This window comes from Pseudomonas sp. D1HM (genome assembly GCF_019266105.1).
GTDB lineage: Bacteria > Pseudomonadota > Gammaproteobacteria > Pseudomonadales > Pseudomonadaceae > Aquipseudomonas > Aquipseudomonas taetrolens.
Genome location: NZ_LRMN01000010.1, coordinates 25,149 through 48,140, shown reverse-complemented (window position 1 = coordinate 48,140; position 22,992 = coordinate 25,149). Strand labels below are relative to the sequence as shown.

At 55.9% G+C, this 22,992-nt stretch carries 16 protein-coding genes and 1 pseudogene; 11 read left to right on the top strand and 6 right to left on the bottom strand.

Annotation, left to right across the window (positions count from 1 at the left end):
• Positions 1 to 67: 67 nt before the first annotated feature.
• Positions 68 to 5,011 (top strand): annotated as a pseudogene (locus tag AWM69_RS13665) (DNA repair ATPase); the annotation flags it as partial.
• Between the two features lie 84 nt (positions 5,012 to 5,095).
• Here the strand turns inward: AWM69_RS13665 and AWM69_RS13660 are convergent.
• Positions 5,096 to 5,332 carry a glutaredoxin family protein gene (locus tag AWM69_RS13660; RefSeq protein WP_131655338.1) on the bottom strand — a complete coding sequence of 79 codons (237 nt, stop codon included), beginning with the start codon at positions 5,330 to 5,332 and terminating at the stop codon, positions 5,096 to 5,098.
• A 257-nt stretch (positions 5,333 to 5,589) separates the two neighbouring features.
• Between AWM69_RS13660 and AWM69_RS13655 the strand changes: the two genes are divergently transcribed.
• The 7 genes from AWM69_RS13655 to AWM69_RS13625 all read left to right on the top strand — a co-directional run bounded on the left by AWM69_RS13655 (position 5,590) and on the right by AWM69_RS13625 (position 14,653).
• Positions 5,590 to 7,326 carry a monovalent cation:proton antiporter-2 (CPA2) family protein gene (locus AWM69_RS13655; RefSeq protein ID WP_131655339.1) on the top strand — a complete coding sequence of 579 codons (1,737 nt, stop codon included), beginning with the start codon at positions 5,590 to 5,592 and terminating at the stop codon, positions 7,324 to 7,326.
• 105 nt (positions 7,327 to 7,431) lie between these two features.
• Complete coding sequence (locus tag AWM69_RS13650) at positions 7,432 to 7,746, top strand: YqjD family protein (RefSeq protein ID WP_131655340.1); 315 nt, start codon at positions 7,432 to 7,434, stop codon at positions 7,744 to 7,746.
• Position 7,747: 1 nt separating this feature from the next.
• Positions 7,748 to 8,125, top strand: a complete 378-nt coding sequence (locus tag AWM69_RS13645; RefSeq protein ID WP_048382309.1) for a phage holin family protein — start codon at positions 7,748 to 7,750, stop codon at positions 8,123 to 8,125.
• Entirely contained in the window at positions 8,122 to 8,460 is a 339-nt protein-coding gene (locus AWM69_RS13640) for a hypothetical protein (RefSeq protein WP_131655341.1), read from the top strand. The genes AWM69_RS13645 and AWM69_RS13640 overlap by 4 nt, the downstream gene beginning before the upstream one ends.
• 216 nt (positions 8,461 to 8,676) lie before the next feature.
• Positions 8,677 to 10,008 (top strand): deoxyguanosinetriphosphate triphosphohydrolase, encoded by a 1,332-nt coding sequence (locus tag AWM69_RS13635; protein ID WP_131655342.1) that lies wholly within the window; start codon positions 8,677 to 8,679, stop codon positions 10,006 to 10,008.
• Positions 10,009 to 10,400: 392 nt separating this feature from the next.
• The gene (locus AWM69_RS13630; RefSeq protein ID WP_131655343.1) at positions 10,401 to 11,027 is read left to right on the top strand and encodes a response regulator transcription factor; all 627 of its coding nucleotides are present in this window, start codon (positions 10,401 to 10,403) and stop codon (positions 11,025 to 11,027) included.
• An 8-nt stretch (positions 11,028 to 11,035) separates the two neighbouring features.
• Entirely contained in the window at positions 11,036 to 14,653 is a 3,618-nt protein-coding gene (locus AWM69_RS13625) for a transporter substrate-binding domain-containing protein (RefSeq protein ID WP_218727171.1), read from the top strand.
• 86 nt (positions 14,654 to 14,739) lie between these two features.
• On the opposite strand, the gene AWM69_RS13620 is transcribed toward AWM69_RS13625, so the two are convergent.
• Positions 14,740 to 15,222, bottom strand: a complete 483-nt coding sequence (locus tag AWM69_RS13620) for a GAF domain-containing protein (protein WP_048382304.1) — start codon at positions 15,220 to 15,222, stop codon at positions 14,740 to 14,742.
• Positions 15,215 to 16,108: an ATP-binding protein gene (locus tag AWM69_RS13615; RefSeq protein WP_218727169.1), complete on the bottom strand. Its 894-nt coding sequence runs from the start codon at positions 16,106 to 16,108 to the stop codon at positions 15,215 to 15,217. The genes AWM69_RS13620 and AWM69_RS13615 overlap by 8 nt, the downstream gene beginning before the upstream one ends.
• Before the next feature lie 175 nt (positions 16,109 to 16,283).
• On the opposite strand from AWM69_RS13615, the gene AWM69_RS13610 reads away from it, so the two are divergent.
• Positions 16,284 to 18,602, top strand: a complete 2,319-nt coding sequence (locus tag AWM69_RS13610) for a response regulator (RefSeq protein ID WP_218727168.1) — start codon at positions 16,284 to 16,286, stop codon at positions 18,600 to 18,602.
• Between the two features lie 78 nt (positions 18,603 to 18,680).
• Here the strand turns inward: AWM69_RS13610 and AWM69_RS13605 are convergent, their stop codons facing one another.
• On the bottom strand, positions 18,681 to 19,163 hold the full coding sequence (locus AWM69_RS13605) for a glutathione peroxidase (RefSeq protein ID WP_218727166.1): 483 nt from the start codon (positions 19,161 to 19,163) through the stop codon (positions 18,681 to 18,683).
• 16 nt (positions 19,164 to 19,179) lie between these two features.
• Positions 19,180 to 19,575 carry a peptide-methionine (R)-S-oxide reductase MsrB gene (gene msrB, locus AWM69_RS13600; protein ID WP_131655348.1) on the bottom strand — a complete coding sequence of 132 codons (396 nt, stop codon included), beginning with the start codon at positions 19,573 to 19,575 and terminating at the stop codon, positions 19,180 to 19,182.
• Between the two features lie 222 nt (positions 19,576 to 19,797).
• Between msrB and AWM69_RS13595 the strand changes: the two genes are divergently transcribed.
• Both AWM69_RS13595 and htpX read left to right on the top strand, forming a co-directional pair.
• Positions 19,798 to 21,009 (top strand): pyridoxal phosphate-dependent aminotransferase, encoded by a 1,212-nt coding sequence (locus AWM69_RS13595; protein ID WP_131655349.1) that lies wholly within the window; start codon positions 19,798 to 19,800, stop codon positions 21,007 to 21,009.
• Between the two features lie 372 nt (positions 21,010 to 21,381).
• The gene (htpX, locus tag AWM69_RS13590; RefSeq protein ID WP_048382298.1) at positions 21,382 to 22,269 is read left to right on the top strand and encodes a protease HtpX; all 888 of its coding nucleotides are present in this window, start codon (positions 21,382 to 21,384) and stop codon (positions 22,267 to 22,269) included.
• 57 nt (positions 22,270 to 22,326) lie between these two features.
• On the opposite strand, the gene AWM69_RS13585 is transcribed toward htpX, so the two are convergent.
• A complete protein-coding gene (locus tag AWM69_RS13585; protein ID WP_218727164.1) occupies positions 22,327 to 22,986 on the bottom strand; it encodes a thiopurine S-methyltransferase in 660 nt (219 codons plus the stop codon).
• Positions 22,987 to 22,992: the final 6 nt, after the last annotated feature.

The following is a 22,992-nucleotide window of genomic DNA, read 5'->3' as shown; positions in this document are numbered from 1 at the left end:
CCATTTGCCGGGCGAGCAATCATCCGCCCGGCTTCCGTCTAGCCGTCGCAACCTCAGGACTATCACAATGTCGGATGCTATCGTCGTACCCCAGGAAAATAGAGCGGACATGGCGGTCGCAGAGGGCGGCGCCTATGAAGTTCTGCAAAAACGGCTTCAGGAGCAAGGTCAACGTTTACAGCAATTGAGCGACACACTTAATCAACAACGCCTGAACACGTTTGGCAGCAGTCAAATGGAAACAATCGGGCGAGTCAGAGTGCGGACTGAGAACAATTGTATAGCTCGTGACATTGTCCAGGTCGGTGATTATCTGTTATTCGGTTACAACGTATTCATCGGCCTTAAAAGGGAAACTACGGTCGAGGATGTATTCTCGCTGCATCGACTGGTAGAGCTGGAGGAAAGCTATGAGGCTGAGTCAGTACCGCTGATAGGTAGCTTTCTGACACAACCCGGCTTCGTTAATGACTTCAATGAGCTTTATACCTACTACAAAAGCACACGCTTACTGCAATTAGCCATTCAAGACGGCAAGCTTCTGGCCAGCTTTCAAATCGGTGAGCGAATCACCGACATCAGGGTTTTTCGCTGGTCAATATCCGTTGACGGTCAGAACGTGCGCTATATCGACAACCGAGGTGAGCGCGATATAGCACTTCCCGCAACCTTCGATTTCGAATGGAAAAAAACCTCACGCGAGATGATCGAACAAGGACGCCATCCTCACATCAACATCCTCGATACTGTTTTCGTCGAAACCATTGGTGGCCATCTGACCCTCAAGGTCGAAAACAATACCCGGGAAGGTAACGGTATTTACAGTGAACCCGTGCAAGACTTGACGCAATCGCTGGACGACGCCCAAATTGAATTTGCTCGGCTTGGTAGTCTGATTTTGCTCAAGATCCTCCCTTACCAAGAGGAACAATGGCGCTACCTGGTGTTCAACAGCCTGATTCAGCAGGTAATACGAATAGATGCGATAGGGCTGGCATGCATGCAGCTGCCTGAGGATCACGGCATCATATTTCCGGGCGGCTGCTATTTGCAGAGTGGCGAATGCAAGACCTTTGAGCAGAGCATGACCGGCATGCGTTTCAAGCGCATCGCACGCTCACCTAATGGCGAAGACGTTCAATTTATTTTCTACAACCCTGAACAGGGTCGTTCGGCACTGTTCACCTACAACCTGATCAACCGCCAGTTGCAAAGCCCGATTTTCGGCCATGGCTACGCACGCCTGGAAGACGGTCGAATGGTTATATTTTCTTCTGAAGGGGATGAGCCTACTCGTATACACCCTATGCAAATCTGGCAGACACCTTTCTGTAGCGAAGAATTTGCCGCTAGACAGCCGGCTCGTAATGACTTCTTCGGGCGGATTGGGAACTCCGATCTGGTACGAGGTATTTCCGATCTGATCAAGCTTTGTCGCGAAATTGAAAGCCGGGAGATCTCGGTCGCACGTTATGTGCAGCTCTGCCAAACCACACGCAGGCTATTCGACGCTTATCACTGGCTGGAAGACGCACAATGCGATGGTCTGGCTCCGCTTTTGAGGGACATTGCCGCCACGGGTGAGCGGGTACTGGATGAATTTGAAAAGGTGCATGACATCCAGCAACAGTCGATCAAAGTCATGGCTGAGGCTGAAACCCAGATAACGTCGTTGTTTGAGACAGTGGCAACCAGCAGTCGAAGCAGTGCGCAGGATTTTGTTGACGCCTTAAATGCCCTCAATGCCCAGCAAGGCCGGCTCCTGACCATTCGCAGCTACCGCTATATCGACATGGCCCGCATCGATGCCATGCAAGCCGAACTGCTCGAAATACGTGATAGCGTGGCCGCCGAAACCTCCGTCTTCCTGACCACAAAGGCTGCACTGCAACCTTTTTACAAACAACTGGATGAGTTGAACGCCCTCGCCCAAAAAGCTGAAACGGCCAGCCAGCTAAGCGCACCTTTCACGGCAATGCAAACCATGGCCGGGGATCTGGACATGCTCAGCGAATTAATGACATCGCTGGACATTACTGACGTCACCCGACGCACGATGATCGCCGAATCGATCTCGGAAATTTACGCCCGCCTCAATCAGGCCAAAGCCCAAGCAGAACAGTTGCGCAAAAAATTGGGGACTACCGAAAAACAGGCCCAGTTCGGAGCTCAGCTCAAACTGTTCGGCCAGAGCATAACCAGTGCTATTGCACAGGCCCTGGACCCGGAACGTTGCGATGAGCAGCTATCACGCCTGCTGCTGCAGCTTGAAAACCTGGAAAGCCAGTTCGGCGAACATGAACAGTTTCTAAACGACATCCTCATAAAACGCGAAGAGCTTCTGGAAACGTTCGAAACGCGCAAACTAACCTTGCAGGACGAGCGCCAGCGGCGAGTTCAGGTTCTGTATGACGCAGCGTTGCGCACATTGACCAACCTTACCCGCCGAGCTTCGCGCATCGCGCACATTGATGAGATTAACGCTTTTTTTGCAGCTGACCCGATGATCCTCAAGCTGCACGAGATGATCGAGCGTTTCCGCAAACTCAAGGACAGTGTCAAAGCTGAGGACATCGAAACCCGTCTGAAGAACGCAAGGGACCAGGCAGTACGCTCCCTGCGCGACAAGCATGAATTGTTTGAGGAGGGTGGCAATGTCATCCGGCTCGGCCCGCGACATCGATTCAGCGTAAACATCCAGGATCTGGATCTGACCCTGATGCCACGCGGCGACCAACTATACCTGCATCTGACCGGCACCGACTTTCTAGAGCCTTTGGAACACCCTGAGCTGCAAGCCCTGCGCCCTTACTGGCAGATATCCCTGGAGTCCGAATCTCCGCAACTGTACCGAGCGGAATATCTCGCTGGTGAGGTATTGGCTGCCGCAGACTCAGGCAAGGAGGAGGTCGACCTCGACCAACTCAAGCAACTTGTGGCAGATCCCAACAGGTTGGCCCGCCATATCCGTGATTTTGCTGCATCACGCTACAGGGAAGGCTATGAAAAAGGCATTCATGACCATGATGCCACCTTGATTCTGAGCAAACTGTTACCTCTGCGCGAGCGTGCAGGTTTGCTACAGTTCTCGCCTGAAGCTCGTGGCCTGGCCAGTTTTTTCCTTGCTCAGCAATTGAACGCCGAAAAAGATATCCCCCTGGCCAGACGAACGACAAACCTTTGGGGCGCACGCGCTCGTAACAGTCGTCATATCGAGCAGCTATTTGGCCTTCAAGACGGACTGCGGCAGCTTGAACAAGACGCCACCCTGCATATTCATGACTTTGTTGAGCGTGAAGGCCTTAAGCAATCCCAGGCTATCCGTATCGAGGCGGCAGAATACCTGGTGAGAGAACTGGCAGCCGATCGGCTAGAGCTTTCCTTCAGTAAATATGCCCGCGATCTGCTTTCTGCGTTGCAAGCCCAATTGATTTCAGCAAACGCTCTGGATGAATACTTACAGACACTCACGGACCTGGAAGGCAACCCGGCACAACAATGGTTCCAGGTAGAAAACTGGTTGCTGGGTTTGTGCAGCAAAGGCGAAATGGCAGAGTTTTCAGCCTATGTCCCCGAGGCAGTTTCTCTGACGTTATCGCCTGATGCACTCAGCAAACATATTACTGAGGTGGACCTGAGCGTTACCCTCGATAACATGATGGGCGAGCATCCCCGGGTCAACAAACAGCACCTGGTGCTGACGCTGGATGATTTCTTCTCTCGCTTGCGTCTTCACCGCCAACAGTTTCTTCCTGCGCTGCATCATTACCAGACGCTGCGCCAAAGCGTGATTCACCAACAACGAGAAGCCTTGCGCCTTGACGAGTTCAAACCGCGTCCCTTGTCTTCATTTGTGCGCAACAAATTGATCAATGATATTTACCTGGGCTTTATTGGTGACAATCTGGCCAAGCAGATAGGTGCATTGGGCGTAAATAAACGCACTGACCTTATGGGGCTGCTGATGCTGATTTCACCCCCTGGTTATGGCAAGACCACCCTTATGGAATATATCGCGCATCGCCTGGGCCTGGTCTTCATGAAGATCAATGGCCCAGCACTGGGCCATCAAGTGCGCTCCATTGATCCAGGCCAAGCGCCGGACGCCACCTCGCGGCAGGAGCTTGAAAAACTCAATTTGGCACTCGAAATGAGTAACAACGTCATGTTGTATGTTGACGATATTCAACACACCCACCCAGAGTTTCTTCAAAAGTTCATCTCCCTGTGTGACGGTACCCGTCGGATGGAGGGTGTTTGGCGAGGAAAAACCAAAACCTACGACCTGCGAGGCAAGAAGTTCTGCGTCGTAATGGCTGGCAACCCCTACACCGAGTCCGGAGAAGTTTTCGCCATTCCTGACATGCTGGCCAACCGTGCCGATATTTATAATCTGGGTGATACCCTGAGTGGCATGCAGGAGACTTTCGACCTTAGTTACCTGGAGAATACGCTGACGTCCAACCCCATACTTGCCCCCTTGGCGACACGCGACATGAGCGACGTATATCGCTTCATTGCACGGGCCGAAGGCAAACCCTTTTCATCAAATGAACTGATGCATTCCTATAGCACCGCAGAGATCAACGAGATCGTCGCGACGTTTGAGCGTTTGATGCAGGTCCGGGATGTGGTTAGTGAAGTCAATCGACACTACATAATCAGTGCGGCACAAGCCGACGCCTATCGTACTGAACCACCGTTCAAACTTCAGGGCAGTTATCGCAACATGAACAAAATGGCAGAAAAGGTCAGCGCTGCGATGAACGACTCTGAGCTGGTCCAACTGATTGACGACCACTATCAGGGGGAATCACAGCTGCTAACGACGAGTGCGGAAGAAAACCTGCTCAAGCTGGCTGAGTTGCGCGGAAGCATGAGCAGTGAGCAACGGGAACGCTGGGAACAGATCAAGCACGATTTCATGCGTAACAGGTCAATCGGAAACAGTGATGTCGATACCGGGTCTCAAGTGGTCGCACAACTTGGCGATCTGGTTGAAGGTTTGCGCGTCGTCGGTAACAACTTGCAGCGCCAGTCATAAGCATGATTTCAACCTGAGGGAATCCTAATCCGATCCCCTCAAACACAGCCGCTACTGAAGAAAGTGCACGACCTGCTCGGCATCAAACGGCCAGCCAAGCTCTTCACCGGTATCGACACGACGCAGGACCGGAATCCGCAAAGAGTAGGCTTCAAGCAAGGCGTCACTGTCGGCAATGTCGACCAGTTCAACCATCAGCCCATGCTCAACCAAAGGCATTACTACCTCTTCGGCAATTTCGCAGAGGTGGCAGCCCAATGTGCCGAACAGTTGACATTCGGGTGGCATAAATAACGGCCTGAATTAAATAGGCCTTCAGTTTAAGAGCCTTGCCAGCCCGCGTCGACCCGGAGAATTTTCTGAATGCAGTCACCCCCGTCAGCATCGGGCGACTACGCTTGCTCCATATCCGGAAGAATTCGCGTTAAGCGATGATGTGCATCAGCGCCATGCTTAAGCAATTGATAGAGTCTGTGACTGCGTTGTAAGACCCGAACTTTTGATTACTTGCGACTTGTGTACTCGTACTGACAAGGAAGACCTTTGTGTTTGCCAATTTGCTCATCATCCTGGCCTCATCTCTGGTGGTCATCGCGCTGTTCCGGCGCCTCCAGTTACCACCGGTTCTGGGTTACTTGTGCGTCGGCCTGCTGGTCGGCCCCACAGCACTGGACTGGATCAACGACAGCCCTAACCTGCCTGATTTGGCCGAGTTGGGCGTTGTATTTTTGCTGTTCTCGCTGGGACTGGAATTCTCGCTGCCCAAGATGCTGGCGTTGCGCAAAGTAGTATTTGGCCTTGGCAGCCTGCAAGTAGCCTGCACCACTGCCGTGCTGGGCAGCCTGTTGTATGCATTTGGCATGAGCCCCACCGCCGCGTTTCTGCTCGGCGCCGGGCTCGCGCTGTCATCCACGGCCATCGTTAGCAAAGAGCTCACCAGCCTGAGCGAAATTTTCAGCCGCCACGGCCAGAATGCCATCGGTGTGTTGCTGTTTCAGGACGTGGTCGCGGTCCTGCTGTTGACGTTGGTGCCCGTTTTCGCTGGCAACAGCGATCAGGTCTGGTATTGGGCCTTACCGGTAACGCTGGGCAAGACCATCATTTTGTTCGTCGGCCTGCTGCTCGCCAGCCGCTACCTGCTGCCGCGGCTGTTTCACGAAGTGGCCGCCTCCCGCTCCGCCGAGCTGTTCGTCATGCTCGCGCTGGTCATCGTCCTGCTGACGGCCTGGCTCACTCACCTGCTCGGCCTGTCGCCTGCACTGGGCGCGTTCCTGGCGGGAATGTTGCTGGGTGAAAGTCACTACCGGCATCAGATCGAAGCCGACATCCGCCCTTTCCGCGACATCCTGCTTGGCCTGTTTTTCGTCAGCATCGGCATGCTGATCGACCTGCAACTGTTCATCCATGACGGCTTTTTGATCATGGGCCTGACACTGGGCCTGATGTTGATCAAAGGCTGCGTGGTCGCGGTGCTGGTCAAGTTGCGTGGCAGTGACGGCGAAACAGCGTGGCGCAGTGGATTGGCATTGGCTCAGGGCGGCGAGTTCTGTTTTGCGCTGATGGCGCAGATGCAACTGAACTCACTGATCCCGGCGAATATGGCGGGCCACTTGCTGGCTGCCACGTTCACCTCAATGTTACTCACCCCTCTGCTGCTGCGCGCTGCGCCGAAAATCGCCGCAGGCTTGCACCACAAGTCTTTTGAAGAGGCTGAACTGGAAGACATCGCGTCTCAGAGCGCCGAACTGCAAGGGCACGTCGTGATGTGCGGCTATGGCCGCGTCGGGCAGTCCATTGGCCGGTTCCTGCGTCAGGAACGGCTGGACTTCATCGCGCTGGACTACGATCCGGATCGTATTCAGGAAGCAACAAAAACCGACAACAGCGTGCATTACGGTGATGCCCGTCGAGGGGATCTATTGCGCGCGGTGGGCCTGGACCGTGCTCGCCTGCTGGTCATCGCGGTGGATAACACCGAGATTGCCATGAACGTACTCAAGGAAGCCCGACGCATTACACTCACGGTACCTGTTCTGGTCAGGACCCGGGATGACAGCCTGCTCACTGAACTCAAGGCCGCAGGCGCTACTGAAGTCGTGCCCGAGTTGCTGGAGTCGAGCCTGATGCTCGCTTCCCACGCACTGATCATGCTCGGCCTGCCGGAAAAAACCGTGCAACGCCGGGTGGATGAAGTTCGGGTTGGTCGTTACCACTTACTGGAAGGCTGTTTTGAAGAGAACGATCCCCGTGACGTTCCCGGTTTTTCCCGCGAGACCGAGTAATTTAAGCTACTGTCTTGACCGACTCAGTCGGTCCCCGCGAAATGCAGTGAACCTTCAACGAGTGCCTACACTCGAACCCTCAAGAAGCCACTAATGGAGTTCATCATGGCCCGCAAAACAGCAACGAATGCTCAAGACATACTGATGGCGGATTTCCAGGCCCTGGTCAGCGACACCGAACGTCTGCTGGAACACACTGCGTCTTTGGCTGGCGACCAGGTCGACGAACTGCGTGAGCAAATCAAAGAAAGCCTGCTCAAAGCCCGCGAGTCCCTGGAAGAAGGCAAGGAAACGCTGGAAGCCCGTGGCCAGGCCGCTATGGTTGCCACTGAAGAGTATGTTCAGACAAACCCTTGGCAGTCAGTGGGTATCGCGGCTGGCGTTGGTTTTTTGATTGGTCTGCTAGCAACTCGGCGCTGATATGACAAACGAAGACTCCGACTCCTCTCGTTCTTCACCGCGGCGCTTGGGCGCTGCGTTTCTGGGACTGCTGCACAGCCATGTCGAGCTGCTGGGCATTGAACTGCAGGAGCAGAAAGCGCGCACCGTCAGCCTGTTGCTATTTGCCGGGTTGGCACTGGTGTTCGGGTTGCTGCTGCTGGTGGGGCTTTCAGCACTGGTGCTGATACTGTTGTGGGACAGCTACCGGCTTCCCGGCATTATCGGACTGTGCCTGTTTTACGCGATCGCCGCTGTATTCTGTGGCCTGCGCCTCAAAGCCGCCGTGTTCGACGAATCCTCTCCTTTCAACGCCACGCTCGAAGAGCTGGCCAAAGACCGCGAGCGCTTGCTGCCATGAGCCTGCCTGAAATGCCGCATAACCCCTCACGCCGGGAAATGCGCAAAATGCTGATCCGCTTGCGGATGGAAATGCATCGCCAAGAGATTCGCCACGAATCCCAACAGTTGATGGAGCCTTTGCTCAAAATGCGTGGCATGACCAGCAACTGGCGAGAAAGCCTGGGGTTCAAGCATGCACCTTTGTGGGGTATCGGGGCGGTGACCCTGCTCGGGTTCCTCACCGGCAAAGGCGCCAAGAGCAAAGGCGGCGGCATGTCGCGCTTGATCGGACTGACGACAGGCCTGCTGCCACTGATCAAGATGATCATCCAGGGCTCTTCGCGCAAACCGTGAATTCCGGGCGACACACAGCGCTCACTCGCAAAGGAAGCGATCTTCTGGAGGCAAGGCAACCCATGCTTGCCCGACCTCGAACCAGAAGATCGCAGCCTCGGATGATTCCTCCCCCGCCACCCAGGCCTGCCGAGCGCGACTAAACGTTGCTCCCCCTTGCGCCATCAAGCCTGAGGCGAGAAGCTGCGTCATCAGTCACTTACGGAGCACAGCGCCTTGGATTGGCATACCCTGCTTAATCGCGAACGCCTTGGCAAACCTCACCCGAGTCCCGAAGAGCTTGGGCGCAGTCCTTTCCACAAGGACCATGACCGGATCATTTTTTCGGGCGCATTCCGGCGCCTCGGGCGAAAAACCCAGGTTCATCCCGTCACCAGCAACGATCATATCCACACCCGGCTCACCCACTCGCTCGAAGTCAGTTGCGTGGGCCGTTCATTGGGCATGCGCGTAGGCGAAACCATCCGCAGCGTCTTGCCTGAATGGTGCGATCCCGCCGACCTGGGCATGGTGGTGCAATCGGCCTGCCTGGCCCATGACATCGGCAATCCGCCGTTTGGTCATTCCGGTGAAGACGCCATACGCAACTGGTTTCTCCAGGCGGCTGACCGCGGCTGGCTGGATGACATGAGCGAGGCGGAGCGCAACGACTTCCTGAGCTTCGAAGGCAATGCGCAGGGCTTCAGGGTGCTCACCCAACTGGAATACCACCAGTTCGATGGGGGAACTCGCCTGACCCACGCCACGCTGGGCACCTTTCTCAAATACCCGTGGACAGCGCGCCATGCGGACTCCCTGGGCTACAAGAAACACAAGTTCGGGTGCTACCAAAGCGAGTTGCATCTGCTTGAAGGCATTGCCCACAAGCTGGGCCTGCCCCAGATAGAAGACCAGCGCTGGGCACGTCATCCCCTGGTGTACCTGATGGAAGCGGCCGATGACATTTGCTACGCGCTGATCGACCTGGAAGACGGTCTGGAAATGGATCTGCTGGGGTACGCCGAAGTCGAGTCCCTGCTGCTGAATCTGGTAGGCGATGACTTGCCGCAAACCTATCGTCAGCTGGGCCCGAGGGATTCCCAGCGGCGCAAACTGGCGATCTTGCGCGGCAAAGCGATCGAGCACCTGACCAACGCCGCTGCGAAGGCGTTTGTCGAACAGCAGGACGCCTTGCTGGCGGGTACCCTGCCGGAGGATCTGGTCGAGCACATGCATGGCCCTGCAAAGCGCTGTGTGCTGGATGCCAAAAACATGGCACGGAACCGAATCTTTCAGGACAAACGCAAAACCCTGCATGAAATCGGTGCCTACACCACGCTTGAAATTCTGCTCAATGCCTTTTGCAGCGCTGCACTTGAGCAACATGGCGGTCGTACGCCGTCCTTCAAAAGCCGTCGCATCCTGGATCTGCTAGGTAATAACGCGCCCGACCCGCACTGGCCCTTGCATCGCTCATTCATGCGCATCATCGACTTTATTGCGGGGATGACCGACAGCTATGCCACTGAAATGGCCAGAGCAATGACCGGGCGCTCAGGTCAGGTCTGAACCTGGCCGATACGCCCTATAAACCGGAGAGTAACCAGTGTCCTTTAACCAGGACACTGGGTGTCACCGCGCGAGTGAGTACACAGTTCATCACTTGTTTATTTAAACGTGAAAGTCGCCAAATTAAACACCCAGCCTTATATAAGAAAGCAACTGTAGGAATAGTCCTGCAACTACAAATAATATGTAAGCACACACAAAGTTTTACATTAAAAAACCGACACCAAGGCGCTTCCAGACACCTGCCACCCATTAATTAAATCGTGAGTCTACGCCTTATTTAATGTAGGAATATTCCCATACTACGTTTGTAGGCCGCTCGATTCGTGTCCCCATCCATATATCTAAGCTAAGGTGCGCGCTTTCTATGCAGTACTTTATGGGGATCCCACATGAACACGGTTTTTATTGTCGACGATCACCCGGTAATCCGGTTGGCCATTCGCATGTTGTTAGAGCATGAAGGGTATGAAATAGTCGGCGAAACCGACAATGGTGTAGATGCAATGCAAATGATCCGCGAGTGCGTCCCTGACTTGATCATTCTCGACATCAGCATTCCAAAACTTGATGGCCTGGAAGTTCTGGCGCGCTTCAACGCAATGAATTCGACCTTGAAAACACTGGTCCTGACAGCTCAGTCACCCGCATTGTTCGCGATGCGCTGCATGCAATCAGGGGCTGCCGGGTATGTATGCAAACAGGAAGACCTCAGTGAACTTATCAGCGCGATAAAGGCGGTATTCTCTGGCTACAATTACTTCCCCAGCCAAGCATTGACTCCTGAAAAACACGAGGACGACAACTTTTCCGAAATCGAGCTATTCAAGTTAGTCAACGACCGTGAACTCATGGTTCTGAAGCTCTTTGCCCAAGGCAAAACAAACAAGGAAATTGCCACCGGCATGTTCCTGAGTAATAAAACCGTGAGCACTTACAAAAAGCGGCTCATGCAAAAATTAAAGGCCGACTCCCTGGTTGATCTCATCGAACTGGCCAAACGTAACGCCTTAGTGTGAGAAACAGGATGCCCACGCGGTTAAACAAGTACCTATCACTGCTCGCAGGCGTACTCTTCTGCGTGCCCGTGTTTGCCGACTCATTACGAACAGAACGCTATTCCCTGCTCAGCCGTTCGGGCACCTATCACATGGAAGTCCCGCTGGATAAAAAGCAGCGCTACTGGCTTCAGGAGAAACGCGAACTCGTGGTGGGAGCTTCCTACCCGGACTATCCACCGTTCGACATGACCGTCAGCAGTCAGGACTATGAAGGCTTCACTGCCGATTACGTCGGCCTTCTGGCCAACGCCCTGAACGTATCGATCACCGTGCAGCGTTTTCCGTCCCGGGACGCTGCCATCCAGGCACTTGAAGACGGCAGGATTGACCTGCTCGGCACTTCGAACGGTTTCGAGGCTGCCAACCCTGAGCTGAAACTTTCCCGGCCTTATGCCATCGACCAGCCTGTGCTGGTGACCCGCGAGGGAGAGACGCGCTCGCTCTCCCAGGGTCTTGCAGGCTTGCGCTTGAGCATGGTCTACCATTATCTGCCTCTGGATGAAGTCAAAGCGCTTTATCCCAAGGCAATCATCCAGTCATACCCGTCTTATCAAAATGCGATCAACTCAGTGGCTTTCGATCAGGCCGACGTGTTCCTGGGGGACACGGTGTCAACTCACTACATGATCAACAAGGGGTATCTGAAAAACATCAAAATGGCCAATTTCGGCAAGCACGAAGCTCACGGTTTCAGTTTTGCCGTACGCCGCGATAACACCCAATTGCTGGACATCATCAATGCCACACTCAGCGCGGTCCCCAACTCTGAGCGGGAGAGCATTGCCAAACGCTGGAGCGCTGGCAGCGACATACTGCTGACCGACCAGAAATTGCAACTGACGGAGCGCGAGGAGCGCTGGCTGGCCCGGCACCCGGTCGTCAAAGTGGTGATCAATGACACACTGGCCCCCCTGACCTTTATTGACTCAGAAGGAAACTTCAGGGGAATCACGGCCGACCTGCTGGAAGTCATACGCCTGCGCACCGGGCTACGCTTCGAAGTACAGCGAGCACGCAGCGTCAACGCCATGATCGAAATGATCAATCGGCATGAGGCCGACATCATCTCGGCCATCAGCCCTTCGACTTTTCGGGAAAACGCCCTTCATTTCAGCCGCCCCTATCTCGAGAACTCCTTTGTCCTGCTCACCACCAAAGGCTACGAGCAGCCGTCAAGCCTTGAACAATTGGCCGGTAAACGCCTGGCCCTGCCCCTGGGCAACCCCCTGACCGACTACCTGCGCAAAGAGTACCCGCAGATATCGCTGGTCGAAACCGGCGATCTTTATCACGCCACGGAATTATTGGCGCAAGGCGAAGTGCAAGGCGCGGTCAGCACCCTGGTCATTGCCAACTATCTGCTGTCATCCCAACTGTTTCAGAATCGCTTGCAGATCAGCGCAACGATCGGCACGCAACCCGCAACGTTCTCATTGGCCACCGCCCGGGATGCCACCGAGTTGAGCTCAATCCTCAACAAGGCATTGCTCAGCATTGCGCCTGATGAACTGGGCATCATCAATAGCCGCTGGCGCGGATACGTACCGGCATCCGACACTTATTGGCGCAATTACCACCGCCTGATTTACCAGGTCATCATCGGCACAAGCCTGTTGTTGATGTTGTCGCTGCTCTGGAATGCCTATATGCGGCGCCAGATTCGTCAACGGGAAATGGCCGAACGGGCCCTGAACGATCAGTTCGAGTTCATGCGGGCGCTGGTCGATGGCACCCCTCACCCGATTTATGTCCGTGATCGCCGAGGGGTTCTGCAAACCTGCAACGACAGCTACTTGAAGGCCTTTTCGGCCAGACGCGAAGACGTCATCGGCAAAACGGTGATGCAGACCTGCAGCATTCTGAACAACGAGCACGAAGCCCATGATTATCAGGCCGACTACCTGAGGGTCATGCGCGAAGGCACACCGATGATCGTCGACCGCCCGCTGCATATCGGCGACAGAACGCTCACTATCTACCACTGGATCCTGCCCTACCGGGACTCTCTGGGTGAAGTACAGGGCATCATTGGCGGCTGGATCGACATCAGCGACCGGCGCCAGCTTTTCGATGAACTGCGCACAGCCAAGGAGCTGGCAGATGACGCCAACCGCGCCAAAAGTACGTTCCTGGCCACCATGAGTCATGAGATCCGAACCCCGATGAACGCCGTCATCGGCTTGCTGGAGCTCACCCTCAAGCGTGCAGACCAGGGGCACCTTGACCGCCCCTCCATCGAAGTCGCCTATAACTCGGCCAAAGACCTGCTGGAGTTGATCGGCGACATTCTGGACATCGCCCGCATCGAGTCGGGGCGGCTGAATCTGTCTCCGGAACGGGTCAATCTGCAAGACCTGGCACACTCGGTGATCCGTGTCTTCGATGGACTGGCCCGACAAAAAAACCTGAGCCTCTCATTGATTTTCAAACCGGCCGACCAGGTCACCCACGTGCTGATCGACCCGCTTCGATTCAAGCAAATCCTGACCAATCTGGTCAGCAATGCCATCAAGTTCACCGAGCGCGGCCAGGTCATTCTCGAAATCAATATGCTGCCAACCGGGAACGCGGATCAGGTTGAACTGCACATGAGCGTTACAGACACCGGTATCGGCATCAGTGAAGCTGATCAGGCACGTTTGTTCGAACCCTTTGCCCAAGTTGAAAACAGCGGCCAACTGGCGCTCAATGGCGCCGGGCTAGGGCTGGTGATATGTCGCAGCCTGTGCGAAATGATGGGGGGCAGCCTCGAGCTGAGTAGTCAGCCGAACGCAGGTACTCAGGTACGTGTCTCGCTCAGGATCCCGAGACTGGCACCTGGCTTGTCCCCCGCCACACAAGAACCGGAAATCACCCCCGCCACCTGTCCGTTAAACGTGCTGGTGGTAGACGACCATCCTGCCAATCGTTTGTTGATGTGCCAGCAGCTGGGGTTCCTGGGGCATTGTTTTACCACCGCGCAGAACGGGGCTGCCGGGTTTGATCTCTGGAAAGAAGGCACATTCGACCTGGTTATCGCTGACTGCAACATGCCAGTGATGAACGGCTATGACCTGACCCGGGCCATCCGCGCGCATGAGCAGGCGTCGCAACGCCAGCGCTGTACGGTGCTGGGTTTCACTGCCAATGCTCAACCCGAGGAACGCTTGCGTTGCCAGCAGGCAGGCATGGACGACTGCCTGTTCAAGCCCATCAGCCTGACACTCTTGAACCAACGCTTGAACAGGCTTGAGCCGCTCACCCCGTCGGAAAACGTGTTTAACACAGAAAGCCTCTACTCGCTTTCAGGGCAAGACGACGCACAAATCCAGCACTTGCTTGAAGAGCTGTTGCGCAGCAACCGACAGGATCTCAAGGTGCTGCTTGAACTGCGTCCCGAAGACGGCTTGCAACGTTTTGCCGAGATTGCTCACCGGATAAAGGGCGCCGCGAGAATTGTGGGGGCCCATGAACTGATCAGGCACTGCGAAACACTGGAACACGCCAGCCCGTCCACACTTGAACCAAGCCGCGAGGCCGTGAAAAACGCCATGATGTCTCTGGAGCGGGCGTTGACCCGGGAGCTGGCCAGGTCCAGAGCGTAACGCTGGATGCGCGGCGCTTTCGAGCCTGAACACATCGCCCGGGGCGATGCGTCGAGGCTCAGGGCTGGCTGCACATCAATTGATGATCAGCACTCGCTCAAACGCATGAAAATGGCAGCCAGGGCTTCAATCCCTTGCTGATCCTGCTCTGTAAACCGGCCTATACAAGGACTGTCCAGATCCAGTACGCCGATCAGACGACCCTCCTTGATCAAAGGCACCACCAACTCGCTGTTGGAAGCACTGTCGCAGGCAATATGCCCGGGAAACGCGTGTACATCTTCCACGCGCTGGGTTTGCCTGCTTGCCGCCGCCGCCCCGCACACACCCCGCCCGAAAGGAATACGGACGCAGGCGATCTGGCCCTGGAACGGTCCCAGCACCAATTCTTCATCGCGATTCAGGTAAAACCCCGCCCAGTTCAAGTCTTCAAGCTGGTGGTACAAAAAAGCCGAAAACTGTGACGCATTGGCAATAAAATCGCGTTCATCCGCCAGCAAGGACTCCAACTGGGCCTTTAGCAAGGCGTAGCCGTCCAGGCCCGCGCCCGTGGCGTTCAAATCAATCATGAGCTTGCTCCAAGAGTTTCAATCCAACCCAGTAACGTGCGAACTGATAAGCACAGCGGCCGTTACGGTTGCCACGCCCGGTCGCCCAGCGTACGGCCAAAATATCCAGCGCCTCATCGCGCTGCCATTGCAAACCGGCTTTGCCGGCCAGTACATCAATCCAGTGCTCGACGACACTCAGGAAGTGTTCCTGGGTAAAGGGATAGAACGACAGCCAGAGACCGAAACGATCGGACAAGGCAATCTTGTCTTCCACCGCTTCGTTGGGGTGCAGTTCGCCATCGACGTTCTTCCAGTTTTCGTTGTCGCTCTCTTTTTCAGGCACCAAGTGCCGGCGATTAGAGGTGGCGTAGAGCAAGACGTTGTCCGGAGCCTGCTCCAGCGAACCATCAAGCACGCTTTTCAGCACCCGGTAATCGCTCTCGCCAGCCTCGAAGGACAAATCATCGCAAAACAAGACAAATCGTTGCCCCAACCCCTGCAGCTGTTCAACCACACGCGGCAGGTCGGCCAGATGATCACGTTCGATTTCAATCAGGCGCAAGCCCGCCGATGCATACTCCGCGAGCAAGGCCCGAATCAGCGAGGACTTGCCAGTACCGCGCGACCCCCAAAGCAGGGCATGATTGGCCGGCAGCCCGTCGATGAATTGTTTAGTATTGCGGCCCAACTGATCACGCTGATTATCGACACCGATCAAGTCTGTCAGACGCATTTCAAGGCTGACATCCAGCGGCATCAGATAACCCGAACGCCCCTCACGTTGCCATCGGGCAGCCAGACAATCGTGCCAGTCGATGGGCTCACGAGGGGCCGGCAACAGCGGCTCAAGACGCGCCAGAACCGCTTCGGCACGCTCTAGGAAGGCATTCAGTTTAGACTCCACAATATCTCCTTGGACTGATACACATGGATGGCATGTTAGTGATGCATGCATGGAACGTCCCTCTACGAGCCGACTCACATGCAATACCCGGAAACAGCGCAGTTCGCCTGCCGGTCAGGTCGTTAATCGACTACTCTTGCCCGCCGACAGAAAATGGAATCAGGTGCAGCACCCTATGGATATAAAACTCGCTCACCGCCTGTCTTTCAAGCAAGCAAGGCTGACAGTGCTGGTCGGCTTTATTCTGGGGACATTGCTCAGCCTGCTGCAAATCGGCATCGATTATGCCAGCGAAAACGCGGCTATCAATCGTGAAATCGACTCACTGCTTGAGATCAGTCATAACCCGGCATCACGCATTGCCTACAACCTGGACTCAGAACTCGCCCAGGAGTTGGCGCTGGGCTTGTTGCGCTCACCGGCAATCGTTGGCGTGCAGATCCTTGATAACGATAAAGCGGCGCTCGCCTCGGTACGGGATCAACCTGAAGATGGACGTTATCGGGCACTCAGTGATTTTTTATTCGGGACCAACCGCTCATTTGACGACCGGCTGTACTTCGATCACTTGCCTGAACAAAGCGTGGGTGTACTGCACGTTGAAGTGGACACTTATCCGTTTGGCAGCCGATTCCTGCACCGCGCCGAAATCACGCTCTTATCCGGTTTTGCCCGCAGCCTGATCTTGATATTCATCCTCCTGGGTTTGTTTTACGTGATGCTGACCCAGCCGCTGGTGCGGGTTATTCGCGAGCTCAGTAACAGTAAGCCGGGGGATCCCAAGCAATCGCGGATCCATTGCCCGCCCGGCCATAAAGACGATGAAATTGGCGTGCTGGTCAATGCCGCCAACCAGCAATTCGACGCCATGGCCCGTGAAATTGAACATCGACGCAACGCCGAGAACCGCCTGACCGAATACCTGGCGCAGCTGGAAACCATCGTATCGGCACGCACTCAAGAACTGAAAGCAATCAACGACCGGCTCTGCCTGTCCAATCAAGCGCTTGAAACCGCACGAAGCACCGCACTGGAGATGGCTCAGGCACGATCGGCCTTTCTGGCCAACATGAGCCACGAAATACGCACCCCTCTCAACGGCCTGCTTGGCATGCTGGCTCTGTGCCTGGACAGCCCGCTGAATGCCGAGCAACACCAGCAGCTATCGATTGCCCACGATTCGGGCAAAGTGCTGGTCGAACTGTTGAACGACATCCTCGACCTGTCGAAATTCGATGCCGGCCAACTGGAGCTTGAACATATCGCGTTCGACCTCGGCGCGCTGGTTGAGGATACGGCCAACCTGCTATCGCAGAACGCAGCCCCCAGTGTCGAGCTGACCTGCCTGATCGACCCGCACTTCCCTGCGCTGGTGCTGGGAGACCCGACCCGGGTTCGCCAAATCGTCAGTAACCTGCTGTCCAACGCACTGAAATTCACCCGCTTTGGCCGTGTGGATGTACGTCTTCACGCCCAGGACGATCGTGTTCGCATCGAGGTGTGTGACACCGGCATTGGCATCGCCCAAGAAGCCCAGGCAAAGATATTCAGACCCTTTACCCAGGCAGGAGCCGGTATCACTCGCCAGTTCGGCGGCACAGGCCTGGGGCTGGCGCTGACGTGCAGCCTGTGCGAAGTCATGCAAGGGCGGTTGACCATCAGCTCAGAAGTCGGCTTTGGCAGCCAGTTCTGTGCCGAACTGCCCCTGCCCTGCCATACCCCTGCGCCGCCGCCAAAACAGTTGTCTGGCTGTGTCATTGCGGTCAGTGCTGCAAGCAGCGGCCTGAGCGAGTTGCTGAGCCTGTATTTGCCATTATGGGGGGTGAATTATCAGCGCTTTTCAATGAACGATTCATTGGCCGGCATCGACCCGCAACTGCTGATTACGGACTGTCCCGAATGCCTGTTTGGCCTGCGCCCCGCCATCAGCGCGCCCATTTTGCTGGTTACGGCCTATGGCAATTTCATGCCCGGGGATCAAGTCAAGGCGCTTGCCCCGTTACAGCAAAAAGCCCGTCCTCTGTCACGGCATGCGTTGTATCAAAGCCTGCAGTTATTGCTGCAAAAAGAGGCCGGCGAAAACACCGGCACCCCCGTCGACAGCAAGCCAGTGTCGCATCGCGCACGCATCCTGCTGGTCGAAGACAACCCGGTCAATCAACTGGTGGCCAAGGGAATGTTGAGCAAATTGGGATGTGACGTGGTGGTCGCAGCCCATGGCGGCGAAGCACTCAGTCAGTTGGAACAGCACAACTTTGATCTGGTGCTGATGGACTGCAACATGCCGGTGATGGATGGCTACGAGGCTAGCCGCCAAATCCGGCACAGCGGGCGCTGGCCGGAGCTGCCCATCGTCGCATTGACGGCCAATGCCATGCCCGAAGAACGTGAGCGCTGCCGCTCGGCAGGCATGAACGACTACCTGGCCAAACCGTTCCGTCGCGAAGAACTCGCCGCCCTGCTCGACACTTGGGTGCCGCATCCCCCCCTGTAGGAGCAAGCGCGTGCTCGCGGCGGGATCAGCCAGGTTGAACGACCTGCCGCGCTGCCTGCATCGCGAGCAGGCCCGCAGCTACAGACAGGCTTCGATATCACTTTTGAGTGCTTCTGGCCTGGTGGTCGGGGCATAGCGTTTAACCCGCTGCCCCTGTGCACTGATCAGAAACTTGGTGAAGTTCCATTTGATGCGTTGAGACCCCAACAGCCCGGGCGCGCGCGTTTTCAACTGGACAAACAGCGGATGCGCCTGGTTGCCATTGACTTCGACCTTCTTGAAGAGCGGGAAGCTCACACCGAAATTCACTTCGCAAAACCCGGCAATGGCCGCCTCGTCACCGGGCTCTTGCTGCCCGAACTGATTGCACGGGAAGCCCAGCACGACCAGACCGCGATCCTTGTATTGCTGCCACAGCGCTTCAAGCCCGGCGTATTGCGGAGTGAAGCCGCATTTACTGGCCGTATTGACCACCAGCAGCACTTTGCCCTCGTACTCCGCCAGCGTCTTGTGCTGGCCGTCGAGGGTGATACAAGGGATATCGAGCAAGTTGTCGTTCATGCCAGGCCTCGAAAAGTCAGTCGCGGGGAACCAGATCCAGGCAGACCGAGTTGATGCAGTAACGCAGCCCGGTGGGCGGCGGGCCATCGGGGAATACGTGTCCCAGGTGCGCATCGCAGGTGGCGCAGACCACTTCGGTACGAATCATCCCGTGGCTCACATCACGGATCTCGACCATCGCACTGTCGCCAATCGGCTGATAAAAGCTCGGCCAGCCACAACCCGAATCGAACTTGGCGCTGGAGTCGAACAGTGGCTGACTGCAGCACACGCAGTGATAAACACCCTCGGTTTTGGTTGCGTTGTACTTGCCCGAAAATGGGCGTTCGGTGCCTTTCAGGCGGCACACGTTGTACTGCTCCGGATCGAGCATGGCCTTCCATTCATCCAGGGTTTTGCTCAACTTTTCCATTGTTCTGCCTCTGCTGCTGAAAAACCCCGACCTGTGGCTTTTCCAGGGGTCGGGCGGCACGTATGATTGGGCCTCGTTATGCGCCAGTCTGGCACCCGCTCAAGTTGCATTCAAACGGATTCTTGAAGCGAAGCGGTGTTAGTTACTGTGTGAAAACGCAGAATTTCCCAGCGCAACAGTGTCCTCACTGTCTGGATCGTTCATTTTCGGGATCACATCGCCATGCAGGTCAGCAAATCAAACAAGCTCGCCAACGTCTGCTATGACATTCGCGGCCCAGTGCTCAAGCACGCCAAACGACTGGAGGAGGAAGGACATCGCATCCTCAAGCTGAATATCGGCAACCCGGCACCTTTTGGTTTTGAAGCGCCGGACGAGATCCTTCAGGACGTGATCCGCAATCTGCCGACAGCCCAGGGCTACAGCGACTCCAAGGGGTTGTTCAGTGCCCGCAAGGCGGTGATGCAGTACTACCAGCAAAAAGAGGTAGAAGGCGTCGGGATCGAAGACATCTACCTGGGCAACGGTGTTTCCGAGCTGATCGTGATGTCGCTCCAAGCACTGCTTAACAATGGCGATGAAGTGCTGGTGCCCGCACCGGACTATCCGCTCTGGACTGCCGCTGTGACGCTGGCGGGCGGCCACCCGGTGCACTACCTGTGTGACGAGCAGGCCAACTGGTGGCCTGATCTGGAAGACATGAAGGCCAAGATCACCCCGAACACCAAGGCCATGGTCATCATCAACCCGAACAACCCGACCGGTGCGGTGTATTCCAGGGAAGTGCTGCAGGGCATGCTCGAGCTGGCACGCCAACACAACCTGGTGGTGTTCTCCGACGAGATCTACGACAAGATCCTTTACGATGACGCCGTTCACATCTGTACGGCCTCGCTGGCCCCGGATGTGCTGTGCCTGACCTTCAACGGCCTGTCCAAATCGTACCGGGTCGCGGGTTTCCGCTCCGGCTGGATTGCCATCTCAGGGCCCAAGCACAACGCCCAAGGCTACATCGAAGGCATCGATATGCTGGCCAACATGCGCCTGTGCGCCAACGTGCCTAGCCAGCATGCCATCCAGACCGCGCTGGGCGGCTACCAGAGCATCAATGACCTGGTGCTGCCAAACGGTCGCCTGCTGGAGCAACGCAACCGTACCTGGGAGTTGTTGAACAACATCCCTGGCGTCAGTTGCGTTAAACCGATGGGCGCGCTGTACGCCTTCCCGCGGATCGACCCTAAAGTGTGTCCGATCATGAACGATGAAAAGTTCGTCCTTGACCTGCTGCTCTCGGAAAAGCTGCTGGTGGTTCAGGGCACCGCGTTCAACTGGCCGTGGCCCGACCACTTCCGCGTCGTGACCTTGCCGCGTGTCGATGAGCTGGATCAGGCCATTGGCCGCATCGGTAACTTCCTGAAAACCTACAGCCAGTAAACGCGTGCAGGACACCGAGAATCCGATCTGGAAATTATTGATAACCTGCTGTCAGTAATTTCTTTACATGGTGTGCGACCAAGGAAAAGTCGCACAACATGTGTCGAATGAAAAAAACTTCACCCGCGCCCCCAGCCCCGCTTCTTTCGCCACCTTACCCACGTCAAGACATGACAGCGCCCAATATTTACAGGGCCGCAACTGAATTTTCGGGCCAAAAAAAAGTCAATCCGTATTAGGAAATGGCTGGCCTTGAATCAGAATCCAGCTGTAGGACACAGTTTGAAATAGTCACTCGGTTGAATAGCCTGTAGCAGCACCTTATATACCCGCATACGGCAACACCCTTAAGACGAGGAGATTCTTACAACCATGATGCGCATCCTGCTGTTTTTGGCCACTAACCTGGCGGTCGTGCTGATAGCCAGCATCACCTTGAGCCTGTTCGGCTTTGACGGGTTCATGGCGGCCAACGGGGTTGATCTGAACCTCAATCAGCTGTTGGTATTCTGTGCAGTCTTTGGTTTCGCCGGGTCTTTGTTCTCGCTTTTCATCTCGAAATGGATGGCGAAAATGAGCACCAGCACCCAGGTGATTACTCAGCCTCGTACCCGTCACGAACAATGGTTGATGCAAACCGTTGAACAATTGTCCCGCGAAGCCGGGATTAAAATGCCTGAAGTGGGGATTTTCCCGGCTTACGAGGCAAACGCCTTTGCCACGGGCTGGAATAAGAACGATGCATTGGTCGCTGTCAGCCAGGGCTTGCTGGAGCGTTTTTCGCCCGATGAAGTGAAAGCCGTACTGGCCCATGAAATCGGCCACGTTGCCAACGGCGACATGGTCACGCTGGCACTGGTGCAAGGCGTGGTAAACACCTTCGTCATGTTCTTCGCCCGCATCATCGGCAACTTTGTCGACAAAGTGGTGTTCAAGAACGATGAAGGCCGCGGCATTGCGTATTACGTCGCGACCATCTTTGCCGAACTGGTGCTGGGTTTCCTGGCCAGCGCCATCGTGATGTGGTTCTCGCGCAAGCGTGAGTTCCGCGCAGACGAAGCCGGCGCTCAGTTGGCCGGCACTGCAGCCATGATCGGCGCCCTGCAGCGCCTGCGCTCGGAGCAAGGCCTGCCGGTGCACATGCCGGACACCATGGCGGCCTTTGGCATCAATGGCGGGCTCAAACAAGGCCTGGCGCGGATGTTCATGAGCCACCCGCCTCTGGAAGAGCGCATTGACGCACTGCGTCGTCGCGGTTAATACCCGCGGCCATTAAAAAAGGGCGACCCGGGTCGCCCTTTTTTATGCCCATCCATTTCAGGCCGTTTTTTGCAGCCGATACACCCTCTCCACCAGCCGGGTGGCCCCGCCCTTGAGGAACTTCCAGCTCTGACCAAGGATGTCTGGCTGTTCGATGATTGCCAATGCCCAGGCAGGCCCCAGCAAACGCTGAACCTCGGCATCCGGCACCGAGAATGGCGGCCCCTTCATTTCGCTCTGCTCATAATCAAGCGTGATCAACAAGCCCTTGCAGCCCTGCGGCAAAATCCGTGACAGGTGTTGCACATAGGCTTCGCGCATCTCGGGTGGCAAGGCAATGATTGCCGCCCGGTCATAGATCCCGACACAGTCCGCGACATCCGCCGCACCCAGGGCAAAAAAGTCTCCGCACCAGATTGTCACCGGCCCCGCCTCGTACACCGTGAAGGCGCCTTGCTGGCGAACCTGCGGCGTGACCTGCTGCTCAGTGAAAAAGCACTCTACGGCGGTCTGGGACAGCTCTATCCCCATCACCTCATAGCCTGTTGAAGCCAGCCAGCTCAAATCCAGGCTTTTTCCGCACAACGGCACCAGTACGCGACCGCCCTGGGCCAGATCAAGCGCTGGCCAATGACGCTGAAGGTACGGATTGACCTCCTCCAGATGAAAGCCGATCTGATTGCGGTTCCAGCGGTCGTGCCAAAATTCGGGCTGCATGATTCA

Coding starts and splice junctions, on each gene's coding strand:
- AWM69_RS13585 (WP_218727164.1), bottom strand. CDS start 22,986: ATGCAGCCCGAATTTTGGCACGACCGCTGGAACCGCAATCAGATCGGC.
- AWM69_RS13660 (WP_131655338.1), bottom strand. CDS start 5,332: ATGCCACCCGAATGTCAACTGTTCGGCACATTGGGCTGCCACCTCTGC.
- AWM69_RS13620 (WP_048382304.1), bottom strand. CDS start 15,222: ATGATTGATTTGAACGCCACGGGCGCGGGCCTGGACGGCTACGCCTTG.
- AWM69_RS13605 (WP_218727166.1), bottom strand. CDS start 19,163: ATGAACGACAACTTGCTCGATATCCCTTGTATCACCCTCGACGGCCAG.
- AWM69_RS13610 (WP_218727168.1), top strand. CDS start 16,284: ATGGATATAAAACTCGCTCACCGCCTGTCTTTCAAGCAAGCAAGGCTG.
- htpX (WP_048382298.1), top strand. CDS start 21,382: ATGATGCGCATCCTGCTGTTTTTGGCCACTAACCTGGCGGTCGTGCTG.
- AWM69_RS13630 (WP_131655343.1), top strand. CDS start 10,401: ATGAACACGGTTTTTATTGTCGACGATCACCCGGTAATCCGGTTGGCC.
- msrB (WP_131655348.1), bottom strand. CDS start 19,575: ATGGAAAAGTTGAGCAAAACCCTGGATGAATGGAAGGCCATGCTCGAT.
- AWM69_RS13595 (WP_131655349.1), top strand. CDS start 19,798: ATGCAGGTCAGCAAATCAAACAAGCTCGCCAACGTCTGCTATGACATT.
- AWM69_RS13625 (WP_218727171.1), top strand. CDS start 11,036: ATGCCCACGCGGTTAAACAAGTACCTATCACTGCTCGCAGGCGTACTC.
- AWM69_RS13645 (WP_048382309.1), top strand. CDS start 7,748: ATGACAAACGAAGACTCCGACTCCTCTCGTTCTTCACCGCGGCGCTTG.
- AWM69_RS13650 (WP_131655340.1), top strand. CDS start 7,432: ATGGCCCGCAAAACAGCAACGAATGCTCAAGACATACTGATGGCGGAT.
- AWM69_RS13640 (WP_131655341.1), top strand. CDS start 8,122: ATGAGCCTGCCTGAAATGCCGCATAACCCCTCACGCCGGGAAATGCGC.